Genomic DNA, 25,808 nt, shown 5'->3' with positions numbered 1-25,808 from the left:
CCCATTCACCTCAACCCTGAATTTCTCTGCAAATGGGGCAGTTTTCAGGGTTATGTGCGCGTGCAGTACAATACTGCCGTCCGAAATAGATGATTTGCAGATGAAGTTTGTTCCAGGAAGATTCGGGGAAAATTGCCTTTAAATCTTTTTCGGTTTGCGTTACACTTTTTCCGGAAGTTAGTCCCCATCTTGTTGCAAGACGATGAATATGCGTATCTACCGGAAAAGCAGGCACATTGAAAGCCTGACTCATCACAACAGATGCTGTTTTATGTCCAACTCCGGGTAGTGCTTCCAGTTCTGGAAAAGTGTTCGGAACTTTCCCCTCATGTTTTTCTAAAATAATTTCAGAAAGGCGATGAATTGCTTTAGATTTTTGTGGAGATAAACCACAGGGGCGAATGATGATTTCTATTTCAGAAACTGTAAGCCGGGCCATTTTTTCGGGTGTATCAGCAAGGGCAAACAACGCCGGCGTAATTTTATTGACCCGCTCATCGGTACACTGCGCAGAAAGTAAAACCGCTATCAGTAAAGTGTAGGCATCCTTATGTTTAAGCGGTATGGGCGTTTCCGGATATAACTCATCCAACTTGTCCATGATAAACTTTACTTTTTGGTCGTACATCATTTCTTAAAATTGGATTGAATTAGCGAAATACTATGGATGAATTTTAACCGGATTCGGTAAAATTATGATGATGGCAAGTTTCCTCCTTCTTCCCAAACCATACATAAATGGACAATCGTTTCTACTGCAGATTGCATATCCTGTATAGAAATCCACTCATGTTTGGAATGTGAGGCATATTCACCCACAAAAAGGTTAGGGCAAGGTAATCCCATAAAAGACAATCTTGCACCATCGGTGCCGCCTCTGATGGGGTTGCGAACCGGTTTTAATCCTGCTCTGCGAATAGCTTCCATAGCGTTATCAATTATAGCGGGATGTTGGTCAACTACTGTTTTCATATTTCTGTATTGCTCAATCACTTCAAATGTATAAGTGCTGTTAGGAAAATCTGTCAAAACCTGTTCTACAGTATTTTTGAGTATGTTTTCCAAATAAATCAGCCCTTTCTCCGAAAAATCGCGAATCAGAAAGCTCAATGAGGAAGATTCTAACAATCCATTGATGTTTTTAGGATGGATAAAGCCACCGTATAATTCGGTTGTTTCGGGGGTATGCAGGTTTTTTGGCAAACGGTCTATGATAGCGGCAGCTATTTTAATGGCATTTTCCATATTGCCTTTGGCAGTACCGGTATGTGCACTTACCCCATTTATCTGAATATTGACGGCATCGGCGCAAAAGTTTTCATATTCTATCGAACCCGGTGTTTGTCCGTCAACGGTATAACCATATTTTGCACCTAATTTTTCAATATCCACTTTATCGGCTCCTTTACCGATTTCTTCATCCGGGGTGAACAACACCCGTATTGTTCCGTGTTTGACTTCGGGGTTATTTTTCAAATAATAAACAGCATCCATAATGGCTGCAACTCCTGCTTTGTTATCTGCCCCCAATAATGTTGTTCCGCTTGCGGTGATGATGTCGTGGCCGAAATGTGAACCCAATGCAGGATGTTCTGTTAGTTTAATTACCTGACCCGTATCATCGGGTAAAACAAGGTCATCTCCCTGATAGTTAGTGTGAACAATAGGCTTTACTCCTGTTCCGCTGCTATCAGGGGCGGTGTCAATATGAGAGCAAAAACAGATTACCGGAACATCTATCCTGTTAGTATTGCCTTCAAGCGTTGCATAAACCACGCCCCATTCATCCATTGCCGCATCTTTCAACCCAATCTCAAGTAATTCTTTAACTAAAAGCCGGGCTAAGTCCTTTTGTTTTTCAGTCGAAGGATAGGTCTTTGAATTTGGATCCGACTGTGTGTCTATCTGAACATAACGCAAAAACCGCTCGGTTATGGTGTGTTGAAATTGGGGTATTGACATAACTTGATTTCAGATTTTAATATTGAAAATGACAGGATAAATTACACATTCTGAGTTGTAAAAAGACTTTTAAGAGAACAAATACCTGAAAAATTTGAAGCGGCAAATTTACGATTTTCGTCCATGATTCATTAATCGAAGGATATAAATAGTCTTCCTGAATTCAGTTTGGAAAACTATAGTTTTAAAAATGGGTTTTATCTTGTGTCAGAAAGAGAAACTAAGTTATATTGTTGTCAGACAATTGATCTCAAAACCCGCTAATGCCGATTAGATATGCCATACAAAAGCACGTTTGACTGTTTGATTGATCTGGAAAAAACCGGGCATTTGGTTCGGATTACCGAAGAAGTAGATCCAAATCTGGAAATGGCATCTATTCACCGGCGAGTTTATGAAGCCGGAGGACCTGCCCTTTGGTTCACCAATGTAAAAGGAAGTAAGTTTACCTGTGCCTCCAATTTGTTTGGAACTTTGGAAAGAAGCAAGTTTATGTTCCGGCATACTTTGGAAAGAGTGCAAAAGGTAGTTGCGGTAAAAGCAAATCCTGAAGCTGCACTCAAACATCCCTGGAAATACTTGAGTGTTCCGTTTACTGCACTCAATTCATTGCCTATGAAAAGCCGGTTTGGAGCGGCGGTTACTTATGGGCAAACTACAATCGGGCAACTACCTCAAATTAAAAGTTGGCCCAAAGATGGTGGAGCATTTGTTACCCTCCCATTGGTTTATACCGAAGATTCAGACAAACCCGGTATTATGGGTTCTAACCTCGGTATGTACCGGATTCAACTCGGAGGCAATGAATATTTACCGGATAAAGAAATTGGATTGCACTATCAGCTACACAGAGGTATAGGCGTTCATCAGTCAAAAGCAAACCGTAAAGGTGAGCCATTAAAAGTGAGTATTTTTGTCGGAGGACCACCGGCACATATACTTTCGGCGGTTATGCCCCTACCGGAAGGGCTTTCAGAAATAATTTTTGCCGGAGCTTTAGGAGGCAGACGGTTTAGATATACTTACCGCGATGGATTTTGTCTTTCAGCCGATGCCGATTTTGTCATTACCGGATATGTTTACCCCCATGAAAATAAACCTGAAGGTCCGTTTGGAGATCATTTGGGGTATTACAGCTTGAAACACGATTTCCCTGTTATGAGAGTACAAAATGTGTGGCATCGCAAAAACGCTATCTGGAGTTTTACGGTTGTGGGTCGTCCGCCACAGGAAGATACGAGTTTCGGAGCAATGATTCACGAAATTACGGGAACGGTCATTCCCAGTGTATTGCCCGGATTGCATGAGGTAAATGCCGTAGATGCCGCAGGTGTTCACCCATTGTTACTGGCCATTGGCAGCGAACGCTATACGCCATATTACAAAGAACAGAAACCACAGGAAATTTTGACTATCGCCAACCATATACTGGGTTTTGGTCAGATGTCTTTGGCAAAATACCTGCTCATTATTGCTAAAGAAGATAACCCTCAGCTAACTACCCATCATATCGAAGATTTTTTAAGCCATTTGCTTGAACGAATTGACTGGACGAGAGACCTCCATTTTCAAACCAAAACAAGTATAGATACGCTCGATTACAGCGGTACCGGCTTAAACACCGGTTCGAAAGTAGTCATGGCTGCTGCCGGGGAAAAAAAGCGGACTTTAGATAATGAATTACCGGAGGGTTTAACGCTTTCACAGGGGTTTACTTTTCCGGCTGTTGCAATACCCGGAATTATGGTTATTCAGTCACCCGTTTATAAAGATGAGGAAACAGCTCAACTTCAATTAAAACAACTGACCGAACATTTATATCAATTAGGGTCTGAAATTTTATCAGGTTTCCCTTTGCTGGTGTTGGCCGATGACAGTGAATTTACTGCACGAAACCTCCGCAATCTGCTTTGGGTTACTTTTACCCGAAGCAATCCATCTCATGATATTCATGGAATCGATTCGTTTACAGAGCATAAACACTGGGGTTGTCGGGGGTCTTTGGTGATTGATGCCCGAATAAAACCACATCATGCCCCTCCCTTAGAAAATGACCCGATGATCGAAAAAAGAGTTGACATGCTTGGCACGAAAGGCCATTCCTTGCACGGAATCATATAACTCCCGTTTTTCCTTGAGTATAGAGCAAGCCGGCCTATCTAAAAAAATAAAACAAAACGGAGGAAGATTACAACAAGGGCGAAATCAGGGCTTCCAATTCTTCATAAGTAAATTCGCGTTCAAAAAAACCGCGATAATTGTCAGAGGTTCGAAGAATGATAGTAGCAGGAATGGCACCACTCCACTGAGGTTCAATTCGATCTATCCATTTATTGGGGTCGTTTCCACCATCTAAAATCAAAACTTCGGAATTTATTCCTTTGCGGCTCAGGAAAGGATTAACTCTTTTTTCCAAATCTTTGATGAAATCAAGGCTGACAAACACCACCTTTAGTTTTTTATCGGCAAATTTTTGTCCGAGTGCTTCAAAATGTGGCATTTCTTCAATGCATGGTTTGCACCAGGTCGCCCAAAAATTATAAATCATCACAGTATCAGATTGCTCATGAAACCGCATAAGTAGTTCATCTACTGTTATGGGTTTGGCAAATTTGTCTAAAGGCAAATTTGAGTCTATGCTGTCTTTTGGAGAACCTAAAGCGTGAACAGATGTATCTGAGTGAATATCTTGTGAATTATGACCTGAATACATAGTCCCCGATTGAGATTGACAGGATATTAAGCCGAATATGACAGCAACTACCAAATAAAAAAGTGAATTTAAACCCATAATGAATAATGTATGTGTGTAAAAGAACTGAAGACCGGTAAAAACGGAAAATACTAATCAAACAGATATAGTAAACAAGTTTCAGCCAAAAAGGTGTATTTTGGCGGATAACTTTAGAAAATTTAACAGGATATCAACTGCATTTGAATTATCTCAGCCCAATGGACGGAAAAACCAATTTTGATTTAGGAGGAAATTTACCACATATTGTAATGATAACCGGTGCAACTGCCGGAATAGGGAAAGCAACAGCAGCACGTTTTGCAGCAGAAGGTTGGTGGATATTAGCTACGGGCAGAAGGGTAGAACGATTGGAAGCCATTAAGAAAGAACTCGAAGATAAATTTCGGGTTAAAGTAGAAACAATTCAGGCTGATGTGAAAGACTATACTAAAATGGAGAAGGCAATTGAACATTTGCCCGATGAATGGAAAAACATCCGGGTTTTGGTCAACAATGCGGGTTTAGCACTTGGCAGAGATACCATTCAACATTCTTTAGTCGAAGATTGGGATACTATGATTGACACCAATATAAAAGGGCTGCTTTATGTCAGCAAAATTGTGATTCCATATTTGCAAAAGCATCCAAAAGGAGGACATATAATCAATTTAGGTTCAATTGCCGGTAAGGAAGTTTATGCAAACGGGGCTGTTTATTGTGCTACTAAGTTTGCAGTAGATGCACTTAGTCGTGGAATGAGAATTGACCTGTTGCATCATGGCGTAAAAGTAACCGCTATTCACCCGGGATTGGTGGAAACCGAGTTTTCAGAGGTCAGATTTAAAGGAAATCAGCAAAAGGCAAAATTGGTATATGAAGGATACCAACCTTTGTTCCCTGAAGATGTTGCAGATGCTATTTTTTATGCAGCAAGTCGTCCGCATCATGTCAATATTGGGGAAATAACACTCACCCCGCTTGCACAGGCAAGTGCTCATTATCTGTACAAAGGGTAAAAGGTGTTTTGAGCAGTTTTGAGGTAGCCGGGATTTTAGAACAGCAACCATAAAAAACCTGCTAAAGCGGCAATCAAAACCAAACTATAGCCATAGGTGAGCAATTTTCGCAACTCGCTGCTGCCAAACCATAAGGCTATAATCATTTTTACAGCCGTATTGCTGATGGTCGCCAATAATATGGAGATTTGTACGGTTTTGGCTGCAGTTGTGTTACTGCTTAGCTTAGACAGTGAAATGGTTATGGCATCAATATCAGACAGCGCAGCGATTGTGCTCGCCAGATAAAGACCTTTGTTCCCGAGATAATCATTGGCAAAGCTGACCAACAACAAAATACTGCCATAAAGAATACCAAAAAACAAGGCATCTTTTAATTGCAGAGGATTTCCTAATTCCACTTTTGTATCAGGTTTTGACGATGACACAATTTGATGAACCCAATACCAGATAATTCCCATACTGGTAAGTAATAACAAAAATAAAACGGGCAGCAGCTTTGGCAAGATAGCGGAGTTAAACAGATAGATCCAAAAAGCTACTCTCACAATCATAATCAGGGAAGCGGAAATTATAGCAATGGCGCAATGCCGGGTATATTGCGGCATTTCGTGGCTTTTTTTGGAAAAATTCCACGTAACTGCGGTACTTGAAACCAACCCTCCAAAAATTCCGGTGAGTATTATTCCTTTGTTCGGGCCGATAAACTTAACCAATAAATAACCGATAAACCCAATGGCTGAAGTAAGGACGATCACCCACCCAATTTCGCTTGGGTTCAGCACGGAATAAGGCCCATACGTGTCGTTAGGAAGAAAGGGCAGAATTAACAAAGCTATGACTACAAACTTTAAAAAGGCATAGACTTCGTCGTTGGTAATTTGTCCGACCAAATTTTTGATTTCTACCTTTAACGATAAGACCAGCAACACAATAACGGTTACAATCAGGCTCAACTGAATATATCCCATCAGCACGACTGCCCCCATCAGGAAAACAACAATCAAGGCAACTTCAGTAGTGCCTCCTGAATGTCCGCGTTTAAAATTCAACAGATAAGAAACAATGGTAAATACGATTAAACCCGACAAAACAACTTCGAAAATTGGGTTGGATAAATAGAACTTCAAAAAACAGGATAATAATCCAAGAACCGCAACTAAAGTAAATGTTCTTACTCCGGCGAAAATCTCTGTTTGTTCGGGCAAAAAGGAGCGTTCCCGCTCTAAACCGATGACAAAACCAATTCCGGCAGCTACCAATAACCGGATAAAAAACTCGTATTGAGTTAACCACAGACTTTCTATGGTTGCTTTTTGTATTATTTCTTCCATACTGTTTGAAATGAGTTACAAGATAAGAGGATATTTTAATCCGATGTTGTTTCCGCAATCCTTGAATTTATTCAAAGGCGTTAAAAATTAAAAACATGTCCGGATATTGGTTCTTTGTTTATCTTTGGCAGTTTATTTTATATTTATAAAACCCGGCTAATAGCTTAACTCAATGAAGAACCTACTCCCTTTTTTTTCACTATTAATTTGTCTCATGTCAGTTCATTGCAGCTCTTCAAAGGTTGTGGAAAAACCACAATATTCAACTACCGACTTTTTATCTTTTCCGGTCTATGCCGGCAATGATTTGGGGCTAACCTATACTAATAAAAAATCTGTTTTTAAACTTTGGGCACCAACCGCTGCACAGGTTAAGTTAAAACTTTACGATGCCGGTATTGAGGGAAACTTGTTGAAAGAAGCGATGATGTCCAAAGCAGGCAACGGGGTCTGGGCTGTTACAATGGATGGCAATTACAAGGGAAGGTTTTATACTTTTCAGGTTCAGATTGATGGCAAGTGGCTCGATGAGGCACCCGACCCTTATTGCAAAGCAGTTGGAGTGAACGGAATTCGAGGGATGGTTACTGACCTGAAAAGTACCAATCCCAAAGATTGGGATAAAGACAAACGCCCACTGATTAATGGCTTTTCAGATATTGTAATTTATGAATTGCATATTCGCGACTTATCCATTCATTCTAATTCAGGGATCAGCAACAAAGGGAAATACTTAGGGTTGACCGAAAAAGGCACAAAAAGCCCGCAAGGTGAAAAAACAGGTTTAGACCATCTCGTTCAGCTCGGAATCACACATTTACATATACTTCCGGCTTTTGACCATAATTCTATTGACGAAACCAAACTTGACCAACCTCAATTCAACTGGGGTTATGACCCTCTCAATTATAATGTACCTGAAGGCTCATTTTCGACCAACCCTTATGATGGCAGTATCAGAATCAAAGAATTTAAAGAAATGGTGAAGGCATTGCACGCCTCCGGCATTCGTGTGGTGATGGATGTGGTCTATAATCATACCGGGTTGACCAAAGATTCGTATTTTGAAAGACTTGTTCCCGGATATTATTACCGACAAAGAGCAGACGGCAGTTTTTCAGATGCCTCGGCTTGTGGTAATGAAACGGCATCAGAACGCCCTATGGTCAGAAAGTTTATCGTTGAATCGGTAAAATACTGGGCATCTGAATACCACATTGATGGATTTCGATTCGACCTAATGGCGATTCACGATATAGAAACCATGAATCAGGTGCGGGCTGCTTTGGATGAAATTGATCCGACAATCTTTGTCTATGGAGAAGGTTGGACAGGTGGGGATACTCCATTGGCCGAAGAACTGCGACCGACCAAACACAATATTCATAAAGTTTCACGCATCGCTGCCTTTAGCGATGACCTAAGAGATGGATTGAAAGGAAGTGTTTTCAAACACGACGATCAGGGATTTGTGAGCGGCGCAGAAGGGAAAGAAGAAACTATTAAGTTCGGTATCGTCGCTGCAACGCAACATCCGCAAATAGATTATTCCAAAGTTAACTATTCAAAAGCTTATTGGGCAGGCTCTCCGCTTCAGTGTATCAACTATGTTTCATGTCACGACAATCATACCCTGTTTGACCGCCTTTTGAATTCAAACCCACAAGCTTCTGATGAAGAACGCTTGCGGATGCACCGTTTGGCTAACACCATCGTGCTCACCTCTCAGGGTATTCCATTTCTTCATGCCGCTGAGGAAATGACCCGAACCAAAAACGGAGAAGAAAACTCTTACAAATCGCCGGACGCAATCAATCAGATTGACTGGCACCGGAAAACTCAGTTTAAACAATTGTTTGATTATCATGCCGGACTGATTGCCCTGAGAAAGGCACATCCTGCTTTCAGAATGACGACAACAGACATGATTGCCCAACACCTCGAGTTTTTAGAAATCAACCAACCCAACGTGGTTGCTTATTTGTTGAAAAACAACGCTAATGGCGATAAGTGGAAACATATCTTAGTGATTTTCAATGGCAATCAAGCTAAAGAAGTGGACATTCATTTGCCGGAAGGAGAATGGAAGACGGTGGTCGAAGATTGGAAAGTGGACTTAAAAGCAAAAGGGCGGGTGAAAGGCAAAAAGGTAGAAGTGCCTCCTGTTTCAGCGTTGATTTTAGCACAGGAATAACCGGGTTATTTTTTCACAGGTAATGATTAGAACCGACAAAATCAATTTCAGAAAAGTACGCGATATGGGGGAAACCATAAGCGCTACAACGGCTTTTATACGTCAGAATCATAAAATTTTGCTGAAGGCAATCTTCTTTTTAGCCTTGCCTTTTATTTTGTTGGGCTTGATATCTTATACTTTTACCTTAGCCGTGTTATTGGAGGATTTTTGGGACGACTATGACTCCTCCGCATTTGCAACTTATTCCGAATTGAGTTCAATTTTTTCCATTTTTTCTCTGTTGGGGTCTATCGTGCTGGTTGCAGTGGTTTACGAATATATCATTTTATACTTCAAACGTTCAGATTTTGAACAAATAACAGTCAGGGAAATCGGCAAAAGGGTGCTTGACAATATCGGACTTTACCTGAGCACTACCATTCTTTTGTTTTTTGTTGTTTTAGCACTGCTTGTTCCCTTCACAGCTTTGATGTTTGCATGGTTCTCTCTGATTATAGGCATGACATCAGGTATTGCCGTATTTGTTGTGATTACAACAGTTGGCATTCTGCTTATGTGTAGTTATCCGGTCATCACCCTTTCCTTTATCTATATTGTCCGGCTTGTCGAAGGTAAAAGTTTTGGGGCGGCGTTAAGTCGCTGCATGATAATTGTACAGGGCAAATGGTTTTCGACTCTTTGGTTATATATGATCACTGTGTTTATTGTTATGTCCCTGATTGGCTTGGTTCCGGCAATCCTTACCGGACTAACTGCTTTTCTCATCAACATTTTTTCGTGGGAGAGTATGTTGTTTCTCCTTCCGGTTACCGGAGTAGTATATACCATAGTTGGGGTAATTGTCAATGTCATTACCTTAATCGTCGTAGCCTTGCGCTATTTCAGTATTGTTGAAGAAAAGGAAGGTATAGGGCTAATGCGAAAAATTGCCCTGATTGGTGAAGAAAGGGAGTGAAGCAAAAGAGAGAAAAAGTTATTTGTTGCTATTCAATTCGGTAAGCTTAAGTTTGACTAACTCAATAACCTGATTCAGCCCTTCTTCTTCGTCTGCATAATTGGTTTCATCTACATTGATAATGAGTAAAGGTCCGGATTTATAACGGGCTATCCAATTTTCGTAATAATTATTGAGCCGTTCGAGATAGTCTTTGCGGATATTTGCTTCGAAGTCACGTCCTCGTTTGCTGATTTGTTTTAAAAGGGTATCGGTCGAAGCCCGAAGATAAATCAACAGGTCCGGTGCTCCAAAAGTGGCACTCATGGTTCTGAATAAGGTGATATAATTTTCAAAATCCCGCTCAGACATCAGTTCCATCTCATACAAATTAGGCGCAAAAATATAAGCATCTTCATAAATGGTGCGGTCTTGAATGACTGTTTTAGATCCCTTTTGTATATTCTTAATCTGGTTAAACCGGCTGTTGAGAAAATAGATTTGGAGGTTAAAAGACCAACGGGTCATGTCTTCATAAAAATCCTCGAGATAGGGATTGTGGTCAACATCTTCGTAGTAGGTTTCCCAACCGAAATAGACGCTAAGTTTAGAGGCAAGCGTAGTTTTACCTGCTCCAATATTTCCTGCTACTGCAATATGTTTAATGTTTGTTTGCTCTTCCATAAAAGATTCTCCTGAAAATTACCGGAAATAATTTAACCCCACTAACTCTTTTGCCCCGTCCAATGTAGTTTGTGCGCTTTCACAAGCAGCTTCAGCGCCTTGTTTGGCCACCTTTTTCAAATATGTTTCATTGCCCAACACATCTTGAATCCGTTTTCTGATAGGGGCAACTATACCAATCATATCTTGTGCCAATTGTTTTTTTAAATCGCCATACCGGATATTGCAATTGTTATATTGCTCTTCAAAATAAGAAACGGTGTCAGGATTACCTGCAAGTGCAAGCAAGTCAAATAAATTTTGAATGACCTCCGGTTTCTCCTGATTGGGAACCGTCGGTCCCGAGTCGGTAACTGCCCGCATTACCTTTTTGCGGATGGTTTCATCTTCGTCCAACAAATAAATTGCACTGTTTGGATTTTCAGCCGATTTGCTCATTTTACCGGTTCCGTCCAGACTTGGGACTTTAATTAAATTCTCTCCGTAATTAAAACCATAAGGTTCCGGAAAATAAACCTGACCGTTATTGAACAGTGAGTTAAACCGGTTGACAAAATTTCGCGCCATTTCCAAATGAGCTTCCTGATCTTTTCCAACAGGCACTTTATGAGCCCGATGAATGACGATATCAACAGCCATCAGGACGGGATAAGTCAGTAATCCCGCATTGATGCTTTTACCGGTCTGCTCCTGTGCCCTGACTTTTTCTTTAAAGGTAGGCACTTTCTCAAGTTCGCCTTTATAAGCGAGCATATTGAAGAGCAAATACAGTTCCGGTATTTGCGGCAAATGACTTTGGATATAAATAACTGCTTTGTCGGGATCTAACCCACAGCCAAGATAAATCGCTAACGCAGTTTTAACATTGGTTTGCAGTTCTTTGGCTTCTGTATGGGTGGTCAGCGCATGGTAATCTGCAATAAAAGTAAACATCTTAAACCGCTCATCTTCCTGCATCCGAACAAAATTCCGGATGGCGCCCAGATAATTTCCCAAATGAACTTCACCCGTAGGACGAATCCCGCTGACTACTGTTTCCATGTCGCAAAAATAGTAAAAATTGATTGATAACCTGATTTTAGGCTATGTAGTTGCCCACCGTACTGCTAAAAGAAACAAAAACAAATTTTCGTTCCTTCTTAGCGGATTAGTGTAACATTGCCTTTTGCCGTGCTTTGTTCTCCACTTTCGTTTGAATAAACCGCAACCCAGACATAGACCCCCAAAGGCATGTTGGTTCCGTTGTGCAATCCATCCCATCCGTCATCAGTTTCGTCGCTTTCAAACAAAAGTTTTCCCCAACGGTCAAATACTTTGAACTCATAGCTGCTGATGAACTGAGCAACAGGAACAAAAATGTCGTTTTTCCCGTCACTGTTTGGAGAAAATGCAGTAGGAAACAACAGAACAGACTGGCAAAGCGATTCAATGGTTGTTGAGGCTGAAGCAGTACAGCCAAACGCATCGGTTACTGTTACAGAATAGGTGCCCGGTTGAGAAACAGTCAGTTGTTGGGTAGTCTGTCCATCCGGCAGCCAGACATAGTTGTTGCCAGTTCCGGCATCTAAGGTAATTGTTTCATTTAGGGCGGTGCAGATAGTTTGAGCAGTGCCGAGGTTGATGGCTTCAGGAATATGAAGTGTAACGGTTACCTCATCTGTTAAAAAACATCCGCCATTGCTGACGGTTACTGAATATACGCCGCTATCAGTTACGGTAATTTGCTGAGCATTCGCCCCATTGCTCCAGACATAGCTTGCATTTGCAACGCTTCCTGCGTCCAACACTAAATCACCACCCTGACAGAGGTTCTGATCTGTTCCTAAATTGAGGGTAAATGCCGGGCTAAATTCAACTTCGGCGGATGTGCTGACTGAGCAGCCCGATGCCTGAACAGTTACTGAATAAGTGCCGGATTGGCCGGCCGGAACAGTAAAAACAGGGGCGGTGGAGTTGTCTGACCAAAGGTAGGTAACCCCTGCAAGAGCATTACTTGCGTCTAATACGAGATCTGCATCATCACAGGCATAAACAGGGTTCGGGCCAAAGTCTGGTGCAATGAGGGGAATGATCGTGATATTCACCTCATCACTGTCCGAGCAACTGCCTAAGGAAACAGTAACCGAATAATTTCCGGTTTGGGTTATGTTCAGGGTAGGAGTTGTTTCGCCGGTTGACCATAAATAAGTCAGTCCGGCTGTTGTTAACCCCGGATCGAGCAAAAAACTCGCCGCACAGATGGTTTGGTCAGCACCAAAGTTGACATCCGGTTGGGGTAAAAACTGAACGGTAACGGCATCTGTGTTGATACATGGGCCGACCGTTACCGTTACGCTATAAGGACCTCCGTTGGTAACACTGATAGTTGGTGTGTTAGCACCTGTTGACCAAACATAAGAAGTTGCGCCGGTAATTGTGGCATCGAGCAAGGCAGTTTCTCCTTCACAAAAGTTGAGTTCTGCGGTCGGCCATATTTGCTGACTGCCTGCGCTTGGGTCAACAACTACATACATGCTGTCTCTTTTGAGACAACCACCCAACGAAATATCTACCCAATACCAGGCTGATACGGTTGCAGTAATCTGAGTATTTGTAGAGCCGGTGATCCAAAAATAGGTAGCACCGGGAATATTTTGAGCCGTAACGACTCCGGAGCAAGTGATTAAGGTGTCGGAAGGGAAGTTAGCGCTTGGCGGGGCGACTATGGAAACTGATTGGGTGATGCTACTCAAACCCACACAGCCACCTACGTCAAGGGTTACGTCATAATTTCCCGGAGCGGAGAACAAATGGGTTGGGTTTTGTTCTGTTGAAGTATTAGCTGCGCCGGAAGCGGGGTCGTCAAAATTCCAGGTCCATTGCGTAGCCCCAATACTCAGGTCTGTAAACAGCGTAGGTTCGCCCTGACAAGAGTTGGCAAAAGAAAAATCTGCCAAAGCCTGACAGGGAACGGATGCCGATAGATTGGTAACCTGCATTGGCAGGGCAACAGAGGGATTGATAATTGCTGCGTTGATGGTGCTTACCGTATATAGTCTGAAATTCCCGGCAGTTTGTTCTGCAACAAAAAAGTATCTGTTGGAAAACGGGTCTAAGGCTCCGTTATTCACCGGAAGGGCGAACGGGGCTGCGGCAACAACACCCAACAAGTTTGTAGCACCGGAAGTGGGGTTAACCTCCACCAGTTGTAGGGTTGAGGTAAACAGCAACAGGCTTCCGGTAATTGGATTAAATTCTGCATCAACCGGTTCAAAAGGAAGAATAGAGATGGTGGTAGCTGCTGCTCCGCTCAAAGGGGCGACATGCAGGGTATAGATACCACCGTTCCGGCTAAAGAAAAAGAAGCGGTCTCCCGCCACATCAATCGTCGAAACATCGGGCACAAAAATATTGCCTACGGGCAGGTTAATAGTAGCTCCGATAGGTGTGAGAACGGCCGTTTGCGGATCAACTTCTACCAATCTGTAGCTGGTGGGCGACAAACGGTTGAGGCCGTAAAGAAGGTCATCGTTACAATGATATTCCAACTCCAGCAAATTGGCAATATTAGGTGAAGATATGCCCGGATTCCCGTTGAGGGCATTGACTGATTTGATGTTGGTGATTACTCCGGTTGACTGAAGGAAAATAAGTTCTTGTTGTAAACTATTTACTGTAAAACTTCCGGGCACCACTGAAATAGGGGAGCTGCTGCTGCTGATATTGGTTACTACAGCCAGATCTCCATCCAGCGTATCCACTCTGACGGGAGCAATGATATTGGGGGTAGGGGCGGTAACACCAAAAACAGTAACACAACTTTGGGCAAAACCGGAAGAGAGCACTAAAAAGTTTAAGGTAAGGAGAACGCTAAGGATGCGAATCATAGAGGGATGCTTGAAAATTTTAATGATGATGCAGAAACCGGAAAAATATCGGATTTGAATGAAGGGGCAAAGGTAATTACACAAATGCAGAACAAGCATAATTTACCGGAAAGAAGCCATATTTGTTGCAAAAATGACAGGCACAAAGCTATTTATAAATATTGTATAAATAAACAAAACCTCCTGCAATTGGTTTTTGAGGCTTTGCAGGAGGTTGTTGTCAAAAAGGACTAAAACAAATTGTCAGTCACATTCTAATTTTTTAAGAACATATTCGCCATCTCCAAACAAGTCATACTCCAAGGTAACATTTCCATTGTCGTTGACCGGAGCTACATAGCCCCAACTGTTCACTCCTCCTGCAGTAGGAGTATTTTGACCTTTTATTTTAGCATAAAACTGTACGGGAATCACCGGTGCTTTTTTTTGATCAGCACCTTCTTCTTCGACCAAAATAAAATTGATGGTGATATACCCATCATCCCCTACTTTTTTTCCTGCAGACCATTGATCGAAGAGTTCACAAATGTTGTGTTCCATGATGTAATTTCCGATTGACTCAAACAACCACTTGATTGCTAATTTCCTGACGATTTCAATCGGAATTTTCTTAGGGTCTTTTTTACTTTCTTTGGCAGCATCCAAAATCTCTTCAATCACGCTTTTGTCTGCTACAATCACCACAGAAATGCTGTTAGGATTTAACTGACCGGTTGGAGGGGCAGTACTTTGCTGAGCTTTGACATTCACAACACACAGAATAGTTGCAAATAATAAAAAGACGAGTTTTGTTTTCATGATCATTTGTTATGAAAGTTAGTAAAGAGAGAGAAAATATAAAACTAAACACAAGATATTTCTAAAGGACAGAACAAAAAGAGTTTGATTAAGCCAACCGGCGGGGCTTACTTTCTGTGTTTAGAGTGGGAGGGGAGATACTAACTGCCTGAATATAAAAACTACGAACGTGCTGACTGTTTGATGTGATCCCGATTGGATTCGAACCAATGACCTACTGCTTAGAAGGCAGTTGCTCTATCCAACTGAGCTACGGGATCTGCCTTTTTCCTGAATCTGCTGCAAAAATACATTTTTATCAGCATTTACAAAAACATCGTACAGTAAAAAAAGTTCCTTGTTCAGTTGAATATGGTGGAAGTGCCGTGGTTACCGGAGTTTGGAGCGATATAAATCCGGGAAAACAGGCCCCTAACTGGAATGATTTAGCCCGCAATCAGGACAATGAGTTCCACTTTCAGATTGATTTTTTCCGCTTTTGGAAAACTGATACTTCAGTTTGGGGAATAATCTGATGGGAGAATAAATTTATACAGGTGTTTCGTGTTGAGCAAACGGTTTTTTACTTCCGGCTCAACCGGAAAAGTATCCACGAAACCGATGTCTGAAAAGATGCCGTTCATTCCGGAACAGCTCTAATCTGCTGCTAAAGAGGGAACTTAAATATCGTCAAACGGTAAGCCGGTCATTCCTTTGGCGGAAGGACTATCTGATTACCCTTTACCTTTCTGAGGGATTTTGTTTGCCATCCTGCCTTTTGAAGATGAACTCTGAACCTTCCCGAATCGTCCGGGACAACCTCAATTTAACAATCATTTAAAGTTCTAATAGTGTTCTAAAAGACAAACCGACTTCATCGGCATCTTAAAAAGCGCTATATTTGCAGCCAAATTGGTGTATGAGATGTTATTGTCTTATTTCAATGCCAAACTAATTGCACAAATCCAACTTTCCATGAAATTCGCTGTTTCCCTTTTGGGTACTGTTTTGTTTTTGCTATCCGGAACGATACTTTTAAAAGCACAGGATGGATGGACACAAACGCCCGGCTGTACCGGAGTTAGTCCTACTCCTTTGTTGTTTATGATCAACGCATGTCCCGACAATTCAAATGAGGCATTTAACGAGTATTTTATGTTTCAGGCCGGGACGAGTCCTTATAACATCAACGGAGCGGGAACGAGTCTAAGTGTTTCCTGTCCTGCGGGGAGTATCAACAGCTCGCTCAGTTCGTTTGGAGCAAATGCGGCTGCGGTGGCTGTTCTGAACAGTTTAATCGGGCCATGCCCATCCGGAAATGTTTTTGTAGATGCCATGGCCCCTGCGGGATTAAACGGAAACATTCCGGCCAATGGGATTGTGATGGCATTTACCACCAATACGCCTGATTACAGCGCGCTTCCTGCCGGATATTTGAGCAGTTTATGCGGAGCGTCTCCCATTTATGTGATATTCGGGAATTACCCGGGACCGTTGCCCATGTTTAAAAACTATGGCTGTACCGGTTGCGGATGTATAAGATACATCAGTTTGAGTTTTGGGGGCTGTACCTATTCGGTGGATTATGATGTTCAGAACTTAGTTACGCCTGCCGGAACTGCGGGAGATGCGGATGGTGCGTTTATCACTCTTCAGCCGGCAGGAGCGATTGGTTATGACAATGACAACGGCGAATGTATTCCGGTGGCAGAATTTTGTACGCCTCCGCCTTCTCCGGTGTTGGCAACTGCCTCCTTTACTATTTGTAACGGACAGGCTGCGCCGACATTTACCTGTACGAACTGTGATGCCAATTCCGGTTGGTATAATTCTGAATTCGGTTCTACCCTGTTGGGTTCAGGAACGACTTTTACCCCGTCTCCTGCGCCGGTTACCACCACGACTTATTGGGTACAGAACTCGGCAGACTGCAACAGCGACCGCGTTCCGGCAACCGTTACGGTCAATCCCAACCCGACTGTCAGCGTCAGCATTCCGGGAGGGTTTAGCTACTGTCAGGGGCAAAGCATTTCCCTGTCAGCATCCGGCTCTTCGAATGTGGGGCCTGCTCCTACGTATAACTGGACGATTTCGGGACCGGGCGGAACGGTCAATGCCACCGGCGTAACTCCGACAATTACCATTTCCAATGCCGGAACTTACTCGATTAACTTAGTCCTCACCAATACCTCGACCACTTGTTCGGGTTCTCAGACCTTTAACAATATATTGACCATCAATCCGGCTTCCAACGCTTTTTCGGCAGGGCCGTTGACGCAATGTGAAACAGCCCCCGGACAGGCCACCTTTAACCTCAGTTCGTTGGACAATATCGTAAACGGCGGGTCGGGTCAGGCGGTTACCTGGTTTTTGAATGCGCCATTGACAATCGTGTCGAGTTCGCCCAATGCACAGTTAATAACCGGCGGCTCTACGACGGTGTATGCCGTGGTGAATTATAATGTAGTGGGGCAGTGCGCATCGGCTGCTGTTGCGGTAAATTTGGTGATTAATGCCCCTGTAACTCCTGTTTTAACTGCCATACCTCCTGTTTGTAATATTGCTGCGCCGGTGGCGCTTGCAACTACCCAAAGCGGGATAACAGGAAACTGGAGCGGTTCGGGCGTTTCGGGAAATATGTTCAACCCTTCGGGGCTGAGCGGGAGTATTGTTTTGACATTTACCCCTACGGCGGGACAATGCGCCGTTCCTGCAACTACCTCTGTCAGTATCACCACGGCAGTTCCGGTGGTGATCAGCAATGCGCCGGCTGCAACGCTGTGCAATCTTGCTGCTCCGGTTGGTTTGAACACGACCCAAAGCGGGATTCCGGGCAACTGGAGTGGGAGCGGGGTGAGCGGGAACGTTTTTACCCCTTCGGGATTAAGCGGTTCGGTGGTGCTGACCTTTACCCCGACTGCCGGACAGTGCGCTTTGCCCAATACATCTACGGTGAATGTTACGACGGCTGCTCCGGTGGTGATTGGCAGCCCGCCTCCGGCGACTTTGTGCAGCACGGCTTCCTCCATCGCCCTGAACCCAACACAGAGCGGAGTTCCGGGCAACTGGAGCGGGAGCGGGGTGAGCGGGAATTTGTTTTCACCGTCCGGGTTAAGCGGTTCGGTGGTGCTGACCTTTACCCCAACCGCCGGACAATGTGCCTTATCCGCTACAACTACGGTCAATATCACGAGTGCGGTTCCCGTAATCATCAGTGCGCCACCTGTTTTGACTCTATGCAGTACCGATTCTCCGGTGGTGCTGAATGTTACCCAAAGCGGGATTTCCGGCAACTGGAGCGGAACGGGCGTTTCGGGCAATCAGTTTAACCCTGCGGGGTTAAGCGGGGCGGTGGTGCTGACCTTTACCCCTGCTGCGGGAAACTGCGCGCTTCCCAATACTTTATCCGTGAATGTTACGGGCGCAACGGTGGTTTTGCTGAACAATCTGCCGCCTGCAACGATTTGCAGCACGGATGCTCCGGTGGTACTTTCTGCCACTCAGAGCGGGGGCGTTTCCGGCAACTGGAGCGGAACGGGCGTTTCGGGCAATCAGTTTAACCCTGCGGGGTTGAACGGTTCGGTGATTTTGACTTTTACCCCTGCTGCGGGAAACTGCCTGTTGCCCAACACGACAACGCTCGTCGTAACGAGTGCTACGCCTGTGGCCATCAACTTCCCGCCTCCGGCAAGCCTCTGTAACTCGGCTGCTCCGGTTACATTAACCAACCTTCAGAGCGGAATCACCGGCAACTGGAGCGGAACGGGGGTATCTGGCAATCAGTTTTCACCTACCGGTATCGTAGCGCCTTCGGTAACGCTGACTTTTACCCCCGATGCCGGACAATGTGCTTTGCCTGCTTCCGTGTTTATCCTTGTCAATCAGGCATCAGCGGTTACTTTGTCCGATTTGCCGCCCGCTTCCTATTGTAATTTAGACCCGCCCGTTTCGCTCAGCACCCTGCAGAGCGGGCTGACGGGAGTTTGGAGCGGAACGGGGGTTTCGGGAAATCAGTTTGACCCGGGAGCCGTTGGGGGCGCATCTGCAACCCTGACCTTTACCCCCGATGCCGGGCAATGTTCGCTGCCGAATACTTTTACCATATCCGTGTTGCAATCTGTTCCGGTTACAATCACGGCACCTCCTTTGCCATCCATTTGCAGTAGTGCCGCAGCGTTTTCGCTGAATGTGGTACAGAGTGGAATCAGTGGTGTATGGAGTGGGCCGGGTGTTTTTTCGAGTCAGTTTTCCCCCGCGGGACTGAGCGGAAATGTTACCCTGACCTTCGCGCCTGCCGCCGGTCAGTGTGCTTTGCCCAATACGGTGGTGATTGTCGTAACGCTTGCGGCACCGGTGGTCATCAACAATCTGCCCCCCCTAAATTTTTGCAGCACCGATGCTGCTGTTGTTCTGAATGCCACTCAAAGCGGAGTTACCGGAGCGTGGAGCGGAACAGGTGTAACCGGCGGTCAGTTTAACCCAACCGGGCTGAACGGAAACATCGTGCTGACGTTTACTCCCAACGCCGGACAATGCGCTTTGGCAAACACGATTTCGGTAGCAGTCGCCCCCGCATTGCCGGTCGTGTTGAATAATATCCCCCCTTTATCGCTTTGCAATTCTGCGGCTCCTGTTGTTTTGAATACCGGACAAAGCGGTATTGCCGGAACCTGGAGCGGAGCAGGCGTAACGGGCAATATCTGGAATATCGCCGGATTAGTGGGGAATATCGTGTTGACTTTTACCCCAAATGCAGGGCAATGTGCGCTTGCAAACACCTTAGATGTCGTCGTCATTCCCCTTCCCAACGCCAGCACGAACCCTCCCGGGGTCGCTCAGTTGTGCAATAATGCCGGAGGAGGCAATATTACTTCTATTCCTTTAAATAGTTTGATTGCCGGAGATGCCGGCGGGAACTGGACTACCGATGCGCCGGCCGGAACTATTCAGGCGGGCAATATTTTTAATGCCACCGGATTGCCCGACAATCAGGTCTATACAGTTACCTACACCGTTCCCGGAATTTTTCCCTGCCCCGATGCAGTAACCTCACAAACCATTACGGTCATCAACTGTAGTGCGGCCTGTACGGAAAACGCAACCACCACCGCCCCGCCTTCGCTGTGCGGGATTGCCGGAAATACTTTTGACCTGACCACACTGCTCGTTGCCGGGGTCAGTACGCCGGGAGGAACATGGACGACCAACGCACCTGCCGGCACTGTTTCGGGAAATACGTTTGACCCTGACGGACTGACCGGAACATTTACCCTGACTTATTCGGTAACGGGTGCTGCCGGATGCCCTTCGATTTCTTCCAACCAAACCATCAATATCGTTGCGCCGCCTAATGCAGCAACCCTTCCGCCCGTTGCGCTTTTGTGCAATGCTGCGGGGAGTGCTGCGCTCAATCTGACCACTTTGGTAACGGGCGATGCGGGAGGATTTTGGACGAGTCCGGATGCCCCTGCTGCCTTAACCGGAAACCTGTTCAATCCCTCCGGCCTGGCGGCAGGAAACTATGACGTGGTTTATACGGTCTTGTCAGTCGCTCCCTGTGCTTTGAATGCCATCACCACTCAGACCATTACCGTATCGGCAGCCAATACCACCGCCGGGCCGGACGACTCTGTTTGTTCATTCACCTACTTCCTCAACGGCTTTTCCGGTTTTGCCGGAAACTGGTCTGTGGCGACTGCCCCCACCGGAACGGCAACGGCAGTTTTTTCTGACCCTGCATCGCCACAATCGGGGGTTACCGTCAGCGAAACCGGGACTTATGCCTTTGTCTGGACAGCCGTTGGCGACCCCTGCATTGTTCAGGACATCGTTTTGATAGATTTTACCGCACCGCCTTTGGCAAATGCAGGAGCAGATGCCACCGTATGCGGATTTACCCAAACCCTTGCAGCAACAGGAACGGGCATCTGGAGCTATACCGGCACTGAAACGGTCAGTTTTGCCGACAACACGAGTCCCAATAGCCCGGTGAACGTCCTTACTGAGGGCGTTTACACCTTTGTATGGACAACCGGCTCCGGTCTTTGCTCAGATTCGGACGAGGTGGAACATACTTTTAACAGCCCCATCACAGCTACGCAAAACATTGTTTGCTCGGCAGATTTGAGCAACTATACCGTTACCCTGACCATCAGCGGCGGGGTGGCTCCTTACTTTGTCAATGGCCTTCCGGTGGTTGGCAACACCTATACCGGAACATTTACCAACAATGCCAATTATTCTTTGACCATTACCGACAGCAGCGGATGTACGCCTTTGCTCATAGGCGGAACTCAGAACTGCACCTGCCCGCCGGTTGCCGACCCGGTACTCAATCCGTTTTCAGGAAACCTCTGTTTTGGTCAGCCTTTCCCCATAGTTTCGGTAGTTCCAAACGGCACTGACACCTACCAATGGTTTTTTGGAGGAGCACCCGTAGCCACCGGAACGACTTTTACCCCCACCGCCGGCGGCAACTATTCGGTGCAGGCCATTGCGCCCAATAACTGCGTCAGTCCATTCGTGCCTTTTACAATTACCGTCCTTCCTTTGCCGCTTTCGCCCGCTTTGAACGCAAGCTACGATTTTTGTGCGGGTGCTGTGTTGCCTGTTTTGGTTTCTGCAGCACCGGGCAACTCGCTGCAATGGAGTGGTTCGGAAAACGGAAGCGGTGCCGGTTTTCAACCGACCTTAAATACTTCGGGTATTTACCTTTATGATATTGTCGAAATATCGCCGGACGGATGCGTCAGTCCGGTCGCTTCGACCACCGTTACGATTACCAACTGCGCCTGCCCTACCATAGTTCTGATTTCCAGCGATGCGATACTTTGCAGCGGCAGTTCCGTTACATTAAACTCAACGCTTAGTTCAAACCTCAATCTCGACCGGGTGGAATGGTTAGCTCCCGATGGCACAACCGTTTTAAGCACCGCCAACACGGTGGATATTTCAGAAACCATCACCGCCTGCTCGCCGCAGACTTTTACCTATACCTTTAATCTATATTGTTCGGACAATCCGGCGGTGGTTTCGTCTTCCGGAACAGTCAGTCTGACGTTTTACCCGATACCCGATGCAGTCATTACGCTGAGTCCGGACGGATGCCAACTGACTGCCACACCTAATTGTGCCGATTTTCTGGTTGCTCCCAATGCGGTGCAGACCACTTCGGTCAACGGGAATACCGACCCGGTTACGTTTACGGTCATCAACAACGATGCCGCCCTGTTGGGACTGCCTTGCTCGTTTACCTCCCTGACCGCCAATTTTAACTGTCAGATTTCGACCTGTCCCTTTATCGTTGGTCTTGCACCGGGCAGCATGACTGAAGTTTGCAGCGGCGATGAATATAGCCTGACCCTTGAAACTACCGACCCCGCCACTTTGTCGTCTGTCGAATGGTTTGCCGGCGGCGCATTGGCCGGAACGGGTCAAAGTATTTCCCTGACTGCCCCTGTTTTTACGGGTTGCGACCCGCAGTCCATTGCCGTTACCGCAAATATTTACTGTATTTCTGACCCCGCCACAATCTGGGACACCGAAAACTTTACCATCACGGTTTATCCGCCCTTTGACAATACTTTTCTGACCTTCAGCAGCGATTGCGCGGCATTGCCGACCCTTGTTTCCGGCTGTGCCAACTATCAGATTACACCGGTTTCAGTTCCTGCGCCGGTTACCGGCAACAATTCAGCTACCTGGGACATCAGCTATTCGGGAAATGCCTGCATTGCCGAAACAGTAACGTTTGACTATACCTGTTCTGCCGGTCAATGCCCGCAGATTACTTTAGCTTTAAATGCCAATTCGGATATTTGCGCCGGAAACCTGCCCGATTTTGCAGGTTTTGAGGCCAACATCACCTTTGATGACCCTGACGGAAACGCCAACGGGTTCGCATGGTTTGCTGATGCGGCACTGACCATCCCGCTCAGCCCTGCCGATTACGCACATTCCGGCTCCTGCCTCGCCGAAACCTTTACCCTCTATGCCGCTTTGCTCTGCAATTCCGGCCCTGCGGTGTTTGCAGGCACTGTTCAGCTTGCCGTATTCCCGACTCCCACAACCGTGGCACCGGTCGGGGGATGTTCTTTGCTGGTGGAAGATAACTGCGGGGATGTGCTGATGATTGAATACCTGCAAACGGACGGAACATGGTCGGCCGCCCTGCCCAACCCAACCCCGGTGTTTGGCGAAACGGCCGACTGGAGGGCTTATGTTGCCGGAACGCCCGACAACGACGGAGACGGGCAACCCGACTGTTTTCAAACGGGAACCGTAACGGCTATTTGCGGCTGCACCCCGCCGCCGCCGCCGGTTGGCGTGGTTACTGACCTGAGCGTTTGTGAAGGGCAGGTAAATACCGCTTCGTTTGAGGCTACGACCATAGCAGATACCTATATTATATGGATCAATGCCGCAACCGGATTGCCCCTTGCCGATGGACTGACTTATACGCCAACGGCTCCGGGCACTTATTTTGCACAAGCCGTGCTGGATGCCAACGATTTATGCGTCAGTACGCAGGTTTCGTTTACCCTGACCGAAATTCCGGCAGACGATGCCTCGTTCAGCTATGCCAATGCCCAATATTGCCTGAACGATGCGCCGGCAATACCGGTCATCGGCGGCACACCCGGCGGAATTTTTACCGTTTCGGGCGGAGCGGGGATTGATGCGGTTACGGGGGAAATGAATTTTACCGCCCTTGGCAATTTTACCGTTACCTATACCACCGCCGGCACTTGTCCCGATTCGCAGAATTTCAGTATTTCGGTAATTGACTGCACGACCTGCACGCCGCCGCCGCCACCTGCCGGAATCGTTACCGGACTAACCGTTTGCGAAGGGCAGGTCAATGCCGCCGGATTTGAAGTAAGTACAGCAGCAGGCACTTTTGTCAACTGGTACGACAGCAGCGGAGCATTGTCCGGAACGGGAAATATCTTTGTCGCCACAACTCCGGGCACTTATACCGCACAAGCCGTTGAAACAGGCAATGAAACCTGTGTCAGTACGGTGATTTCCGCCACCCTGACCGAAGTTCCCAACGACGATGCCTCGTTCAGTTATGAGGGCACTGATTTTTGCCAAAACGCCTCCAACCCCGTTCCTGTGGTGGTAACACCGGGCGGAATTTTTACCGCTTCGGGGGGGATAGCCGTCAATGCCGGAACGGGTGAGATAGATTTGAGTACTGCTCCGGCAGGGGGCAGCTTTACCATCACCTATACCACCGGCGGAGTTTGCCCCGACATCCAAACCACCGCCGTCAATATCATCGCTTCGGCTGTTGCGGTGGAGGCAGGGGAGGATTTGGTGATTTGCGAAGGGGAAACCGCCCCGCTTAACGGGCTGCTCGTGCAAGGGACAGGGAATAGTACATGGTCGGCAATACCGGGCGGTGTTTTTGACGATGTGAATGATTTGACCACCGGCTTTACCCCCTCCCAAACCGGAAGTTTCACCATCTATCTGACTGCACAGGACGTTTGCGGAAATGTTGCGCTCGATTCGCTGACCCTCACGGTGTTGCCGCAGGTCATTATTAGCATCACCGGACAATCGAACCTGAACGCCGGGCAAAGCACGCAACTGACCGCCTCCGGCGCAAGCGCGTATATCTGGCAATCAGACCCGACCCTGAGCTGTACGGACTGCCCCGACCCGGTCGCCACGCCCACACAAACCACCACTTACTTCGTTTCAGGCACCGATGCCTGCTCAGAACAGGCTTCCTTTACCATTATAGTTTCTCCCGATCAGGACAAACTCATTGTTCCCAATGCTTTTTCACCAAACGAAGACGGGGTGAACGATGAGTTCAGAGCCACCACAAACGGGGAGGTTTCCGCCTTTCTGATGCAGGTTTATAACCGCTGGGGTGAAATTGTTTTTGAAACCGGAAATCCCGCCGAAGGATGGGACGGCACTTTTAGAGGCGAGCTGCAGGAAATCGGGGTGTATGTTTTTTACATCCGATACACATTTGAGGACAGCGGAACTGAGCAATTTGTAAAAGGGAATGTTACTTTGGTGAGGTAGGTTTTTTCTTTTGCTGTTTGATGTGCTGTTGTCAGAACTTTAAGGTTTTCAAAACTTTATAGGTCTCAAAAAAGGACAGCAGCGTCAAATTCTTGAGCTGCATACTCAATATATCAGGCTGCATAGTGGTGCGCAAAGTCTGCATAGTGATGCGCAAAGTCTGCATAGTGGTGCGCAAAGTCTGCATAGTGGTGCGCAAAGTCTGCATAGTGATGCGCAAAGTCTGCATAGTGGTGCGCAAAGTCTGCATAGTGAAG

13 protein-coding genes and 1 tRNA gene are annotated in these 25,808 nt (G+C 46.1%); 5 read left to right on the top strand and 9 right to left on the bottom strand.

Annotated elements, in window-relative coordinates; translation table 11 throughout:
• Positions 1–10: 10 nt before the first annotated feature.
• Entirely contained in the window at positions 11–631 is a 621-nt protein-coding gene (gene nth / locus IPM47_16980; GenBank protein ID QQS28525.1) for an endonuclease III, read from the bottom strand.
• A gap of 62 nt (positions 632–693) precedes the next feature.
• Entirely contained in the window at positions 694–1,962 is a 1,269-nt protein-coding gene (gene pepT, locus IPM47_16975; GenBank protein QQS28524.1) for a peptidase T, read from the bottom strand.
• A 276-nt stretch (positions 1,963–2,238) separates the two neighbouring features.
• Here pepT and IPM47_16970 point away from each other — a divergent pair, with 276 nt between their 5' ends.
• Positions 2,239–4,083, top strand: a complete 1,845-nt coding sequence (locus IPM47_16970; GenBank protein ID QQS28523.1) for a UbiD family decarboxylase — start codon at positions 2,239–2,241, stop codon at positions 4,081–4,083.
• 67 nt (positions 4,084–4,150) lie between these two features.
• On the opposite strand, the gene IPM47_16965 is transcribed toward IPM47_16970, so the two are convergent.
• Positions 4,151–4,675: a TlpA family protein disulfide reductase gene (locus IPM47_16965; GenBank protein ID QQS28522.1), complete on the bottom strand. Its 525-nt coding sequence runs from the start codon at positions 4,673–4,675 to the stop codon at positions 4,151–4,153.
• Between the two features lie 239 nt (positions 4,676–4,914).
• Between IPM47_16965 and IPM47_16960 the strand changes: the two genes are divergently transcribed.
• On the top strand, positions 4,915–5,712 hold the full coding sequence (locus tag IPM47_16960; protein ID QQS28521.1) for an SDR family NAD(P)-dependent oxidoreductase: 798 nt from the start codon (positions 4,915–4,917) through the stop codon (positions 5,710–5,712).
• A 35-nt stretch (positions 5,713–5,747) separates the two neighbouring features.
• Here the strand turns inward: IPM47_16960 and IPM47_16955 are convergent, their stop codons facing one another.
• Entirely contained in the window at positions 5,748–7,046 is a 1,299-nt protein-coding gene (locus IPM47_16955; GenBank protein ID QQS28520.1) for an MgtC/SapB family protein, read from the bottom strand.
• A gap of 172 nt (positions 7,047–7,218) precedes the next feature.
• On the opposite strand from IPM47_16955, the gene pulA reads away from it, so the two are divergent.
• Together pulA and IPM47_16945 are read left to right on the top strand one after the other, a co-directional pair.
• Positions 7,219–9,240 carry a type I pullulanase gene (gene pulA / locus IPM47_16950; protein ID QQS28519.1) on the top strand — a complete coding sequence of 674 codons (2,022 nt, stop codon included), beginning with the start codon at positions 7,219–7,221 and terminating at the stop codon, positions 9,238–9,240.
• Positions 9,241–9,304: 64 nt separating this feature from the next.
• Positions 9,305–10,198 (top strand): hypothetical protein, encoded by an 894-nt coding sequence (locus IPM47_16945; GenBank protein QQS28518.1) that lies wholly within the window; start codon positions 9,305–9,307, stop codon positions 10,196–10,198.
• Positions 10,199–10,216: 18 nt separating this feature from the next.
• Here the strand turns inward: IPM47_16945 and IPM47_16940 are convergent, their stop codons facing one another.
• The 5 genes from IPM47_16940 to IPM47_16920 form a co-directional block, all read right to left on the bottom strand.
• On the bottom strand, positions 10,217–10,861 hold the full coding sequence (locus IPM47_16940) for a deoxynucleoside kinase (protein QQS28517.1): 645 nt from the start codon (positions 10,859–10,861) through the stop codon (positions 10,217–10,219).
• A gap of 18 nt (positions 10,862–10,879) precedes the next feature.
• Positions 10,880–11,902, bottom strand: coding sequence for a tryptophan--tRNA ligase (gene trpS / locus IPM47_16935; protein ID QQS28516.1), 1,023 nt, complete (start codon positions 11,900–11,902; stop codon positions 10,880–10,882).
• Positions 11,903–12,000: 98 nt separating this feature from the next.
• Entirely contained in the window at positions 12,001–14,727 is a 2,727-nt protein-coding gene (locus tag IPM47_16930; GenBank protein ID QQS28515.1) for a gliding motility-associated C-terminal domain-containing protein, read from the bottom strand.
• Positions 14,728–14,970: 243 nt separating this feature from the next.
• Positions 14,971–15,525, bottom strand: coding sequence for a hypothetical protein (locus IPM47_16925; protein QQS28514.1), 555 nt, complete (start codon positions 15,523–15,525; stop codon positions 14,971–14,973).
• A 186-nt stretch (positions 15,526–15,711) separates the two neighbouring features.
• A tRNA-Arg gene (locus IPM47_16920) sits at positions 15,712–15,785 on the bottom strand.
• A gap of 694 nt (positions 15,786–16,479) precedes the next feature.
• Here IPM47_16920 and IPM47_16915 point away from each other — a divergent pair.
• Positions 16,480–25,551, top strand: a complete 9,072-nt coding sequence (locus IPM47_16915) for a gliding motility-associated C-terminal domain-containing protein (protein ID QQS28513.1) — start codon at positions 16,480–16,482, stop codon at positions 25,549–25,551.
• Positions 25,552–25,808: the final 257 nt, after the last annotated feature.

Source organism: Sphingobacteriales bacterium, assembly GCA_016700115.1.
Lineage (GTDB): Bacteria > Bacteroidota > Bacteroidia > Chitinophagales > UBA2359 > UBA2359.
Note: the sequence above shows the minus strand (reverse complement) of the source record. Positions and strands in the feature narration are given on the sequence as shown.

Coding starts and splice junctions, on each gene's coding strand:
- trpS (QQS28516.1), bottom strand. CDS start 11,902: ATGGAAACAGTAGTCAGCGGGATTCGTCCTACGGGTGAAGTTCATTTG.
- pulA (QQS28519.1), top strand. CDS start 7,219: ATGAAGAACCTACTCCCTTTTTTTTCACTATTAATTTGTCTCATGTCA.
- nth (QQS28525.1), bottom strand. CDS start 631: ATGATGTACGACCAAAAAGTAAAGTTTATCATGGACAAGTTGGATGAG.
- IPM47_16965 (QQS28522.1), bottom strand. CDS start 4,675: ATGTATTCAGGTCATAATTCACAAGATATTCACTCAGATACATCTGTT.
- pepT (QQS28524.1), bottom strand. CDS start 1,962: ATGTCAATACCCCAATTTCAACACACCATAACCGAGCGGTTTTTGCGT.
- IPM47_16925 (QQS28514.1), bottom strand. CDS start 15,525: ATGAAAACAAAACTCGTCTTTTTATTATTTGCAACTATTCTGTGTGTT.
- IPM47_16940 (QQS28517.1), bottom strand. CDS start 10,861: ATGGAAGAGCAAACAAACATTAAACATATTGCAGTAGCAGGAAATATT.
- IPM47_16970 (QQS28523.1), top strand. CDS start 2,239: ATGCCATACAAAAGCACGTTTGACTGTTTGATTGATCTGGAAAAAACC.
- IPM47_16955 (QQS28520.1), bottom strand. CDS start 7,046: ATGGAAGAAATAATACAAAAAGCAACCATAGAAAGTCTGTGGTTAACT.
- IPM47_16915 (QQS28513.1), top strand. CDS start 16,480: ATGAAATTCGCTGTTTCCCTTTTGGGTACTGTTTTGTTTTTGCTATCC.
- IPM47_16960 (QQS28521.1), top strand. CDS start 4,915: ATGGACGGAAAAACCAATTTTGATTTAGGAGGAAATTTACCACATATT.
- IPM47_16930 (QQS28515.1), bottom strand. CDS start 14,727: ATGATTCGCATCCTTAGCGTTCTCCTTACCTTAAACTTTTTAGTGCTC.
- IPM47_16945 (QQS28518.1), top strand. CDS start 9,305: ATGGGGGAAACCATAAGCGCTACAACGGCTTTTATACGTCAGAATCAT.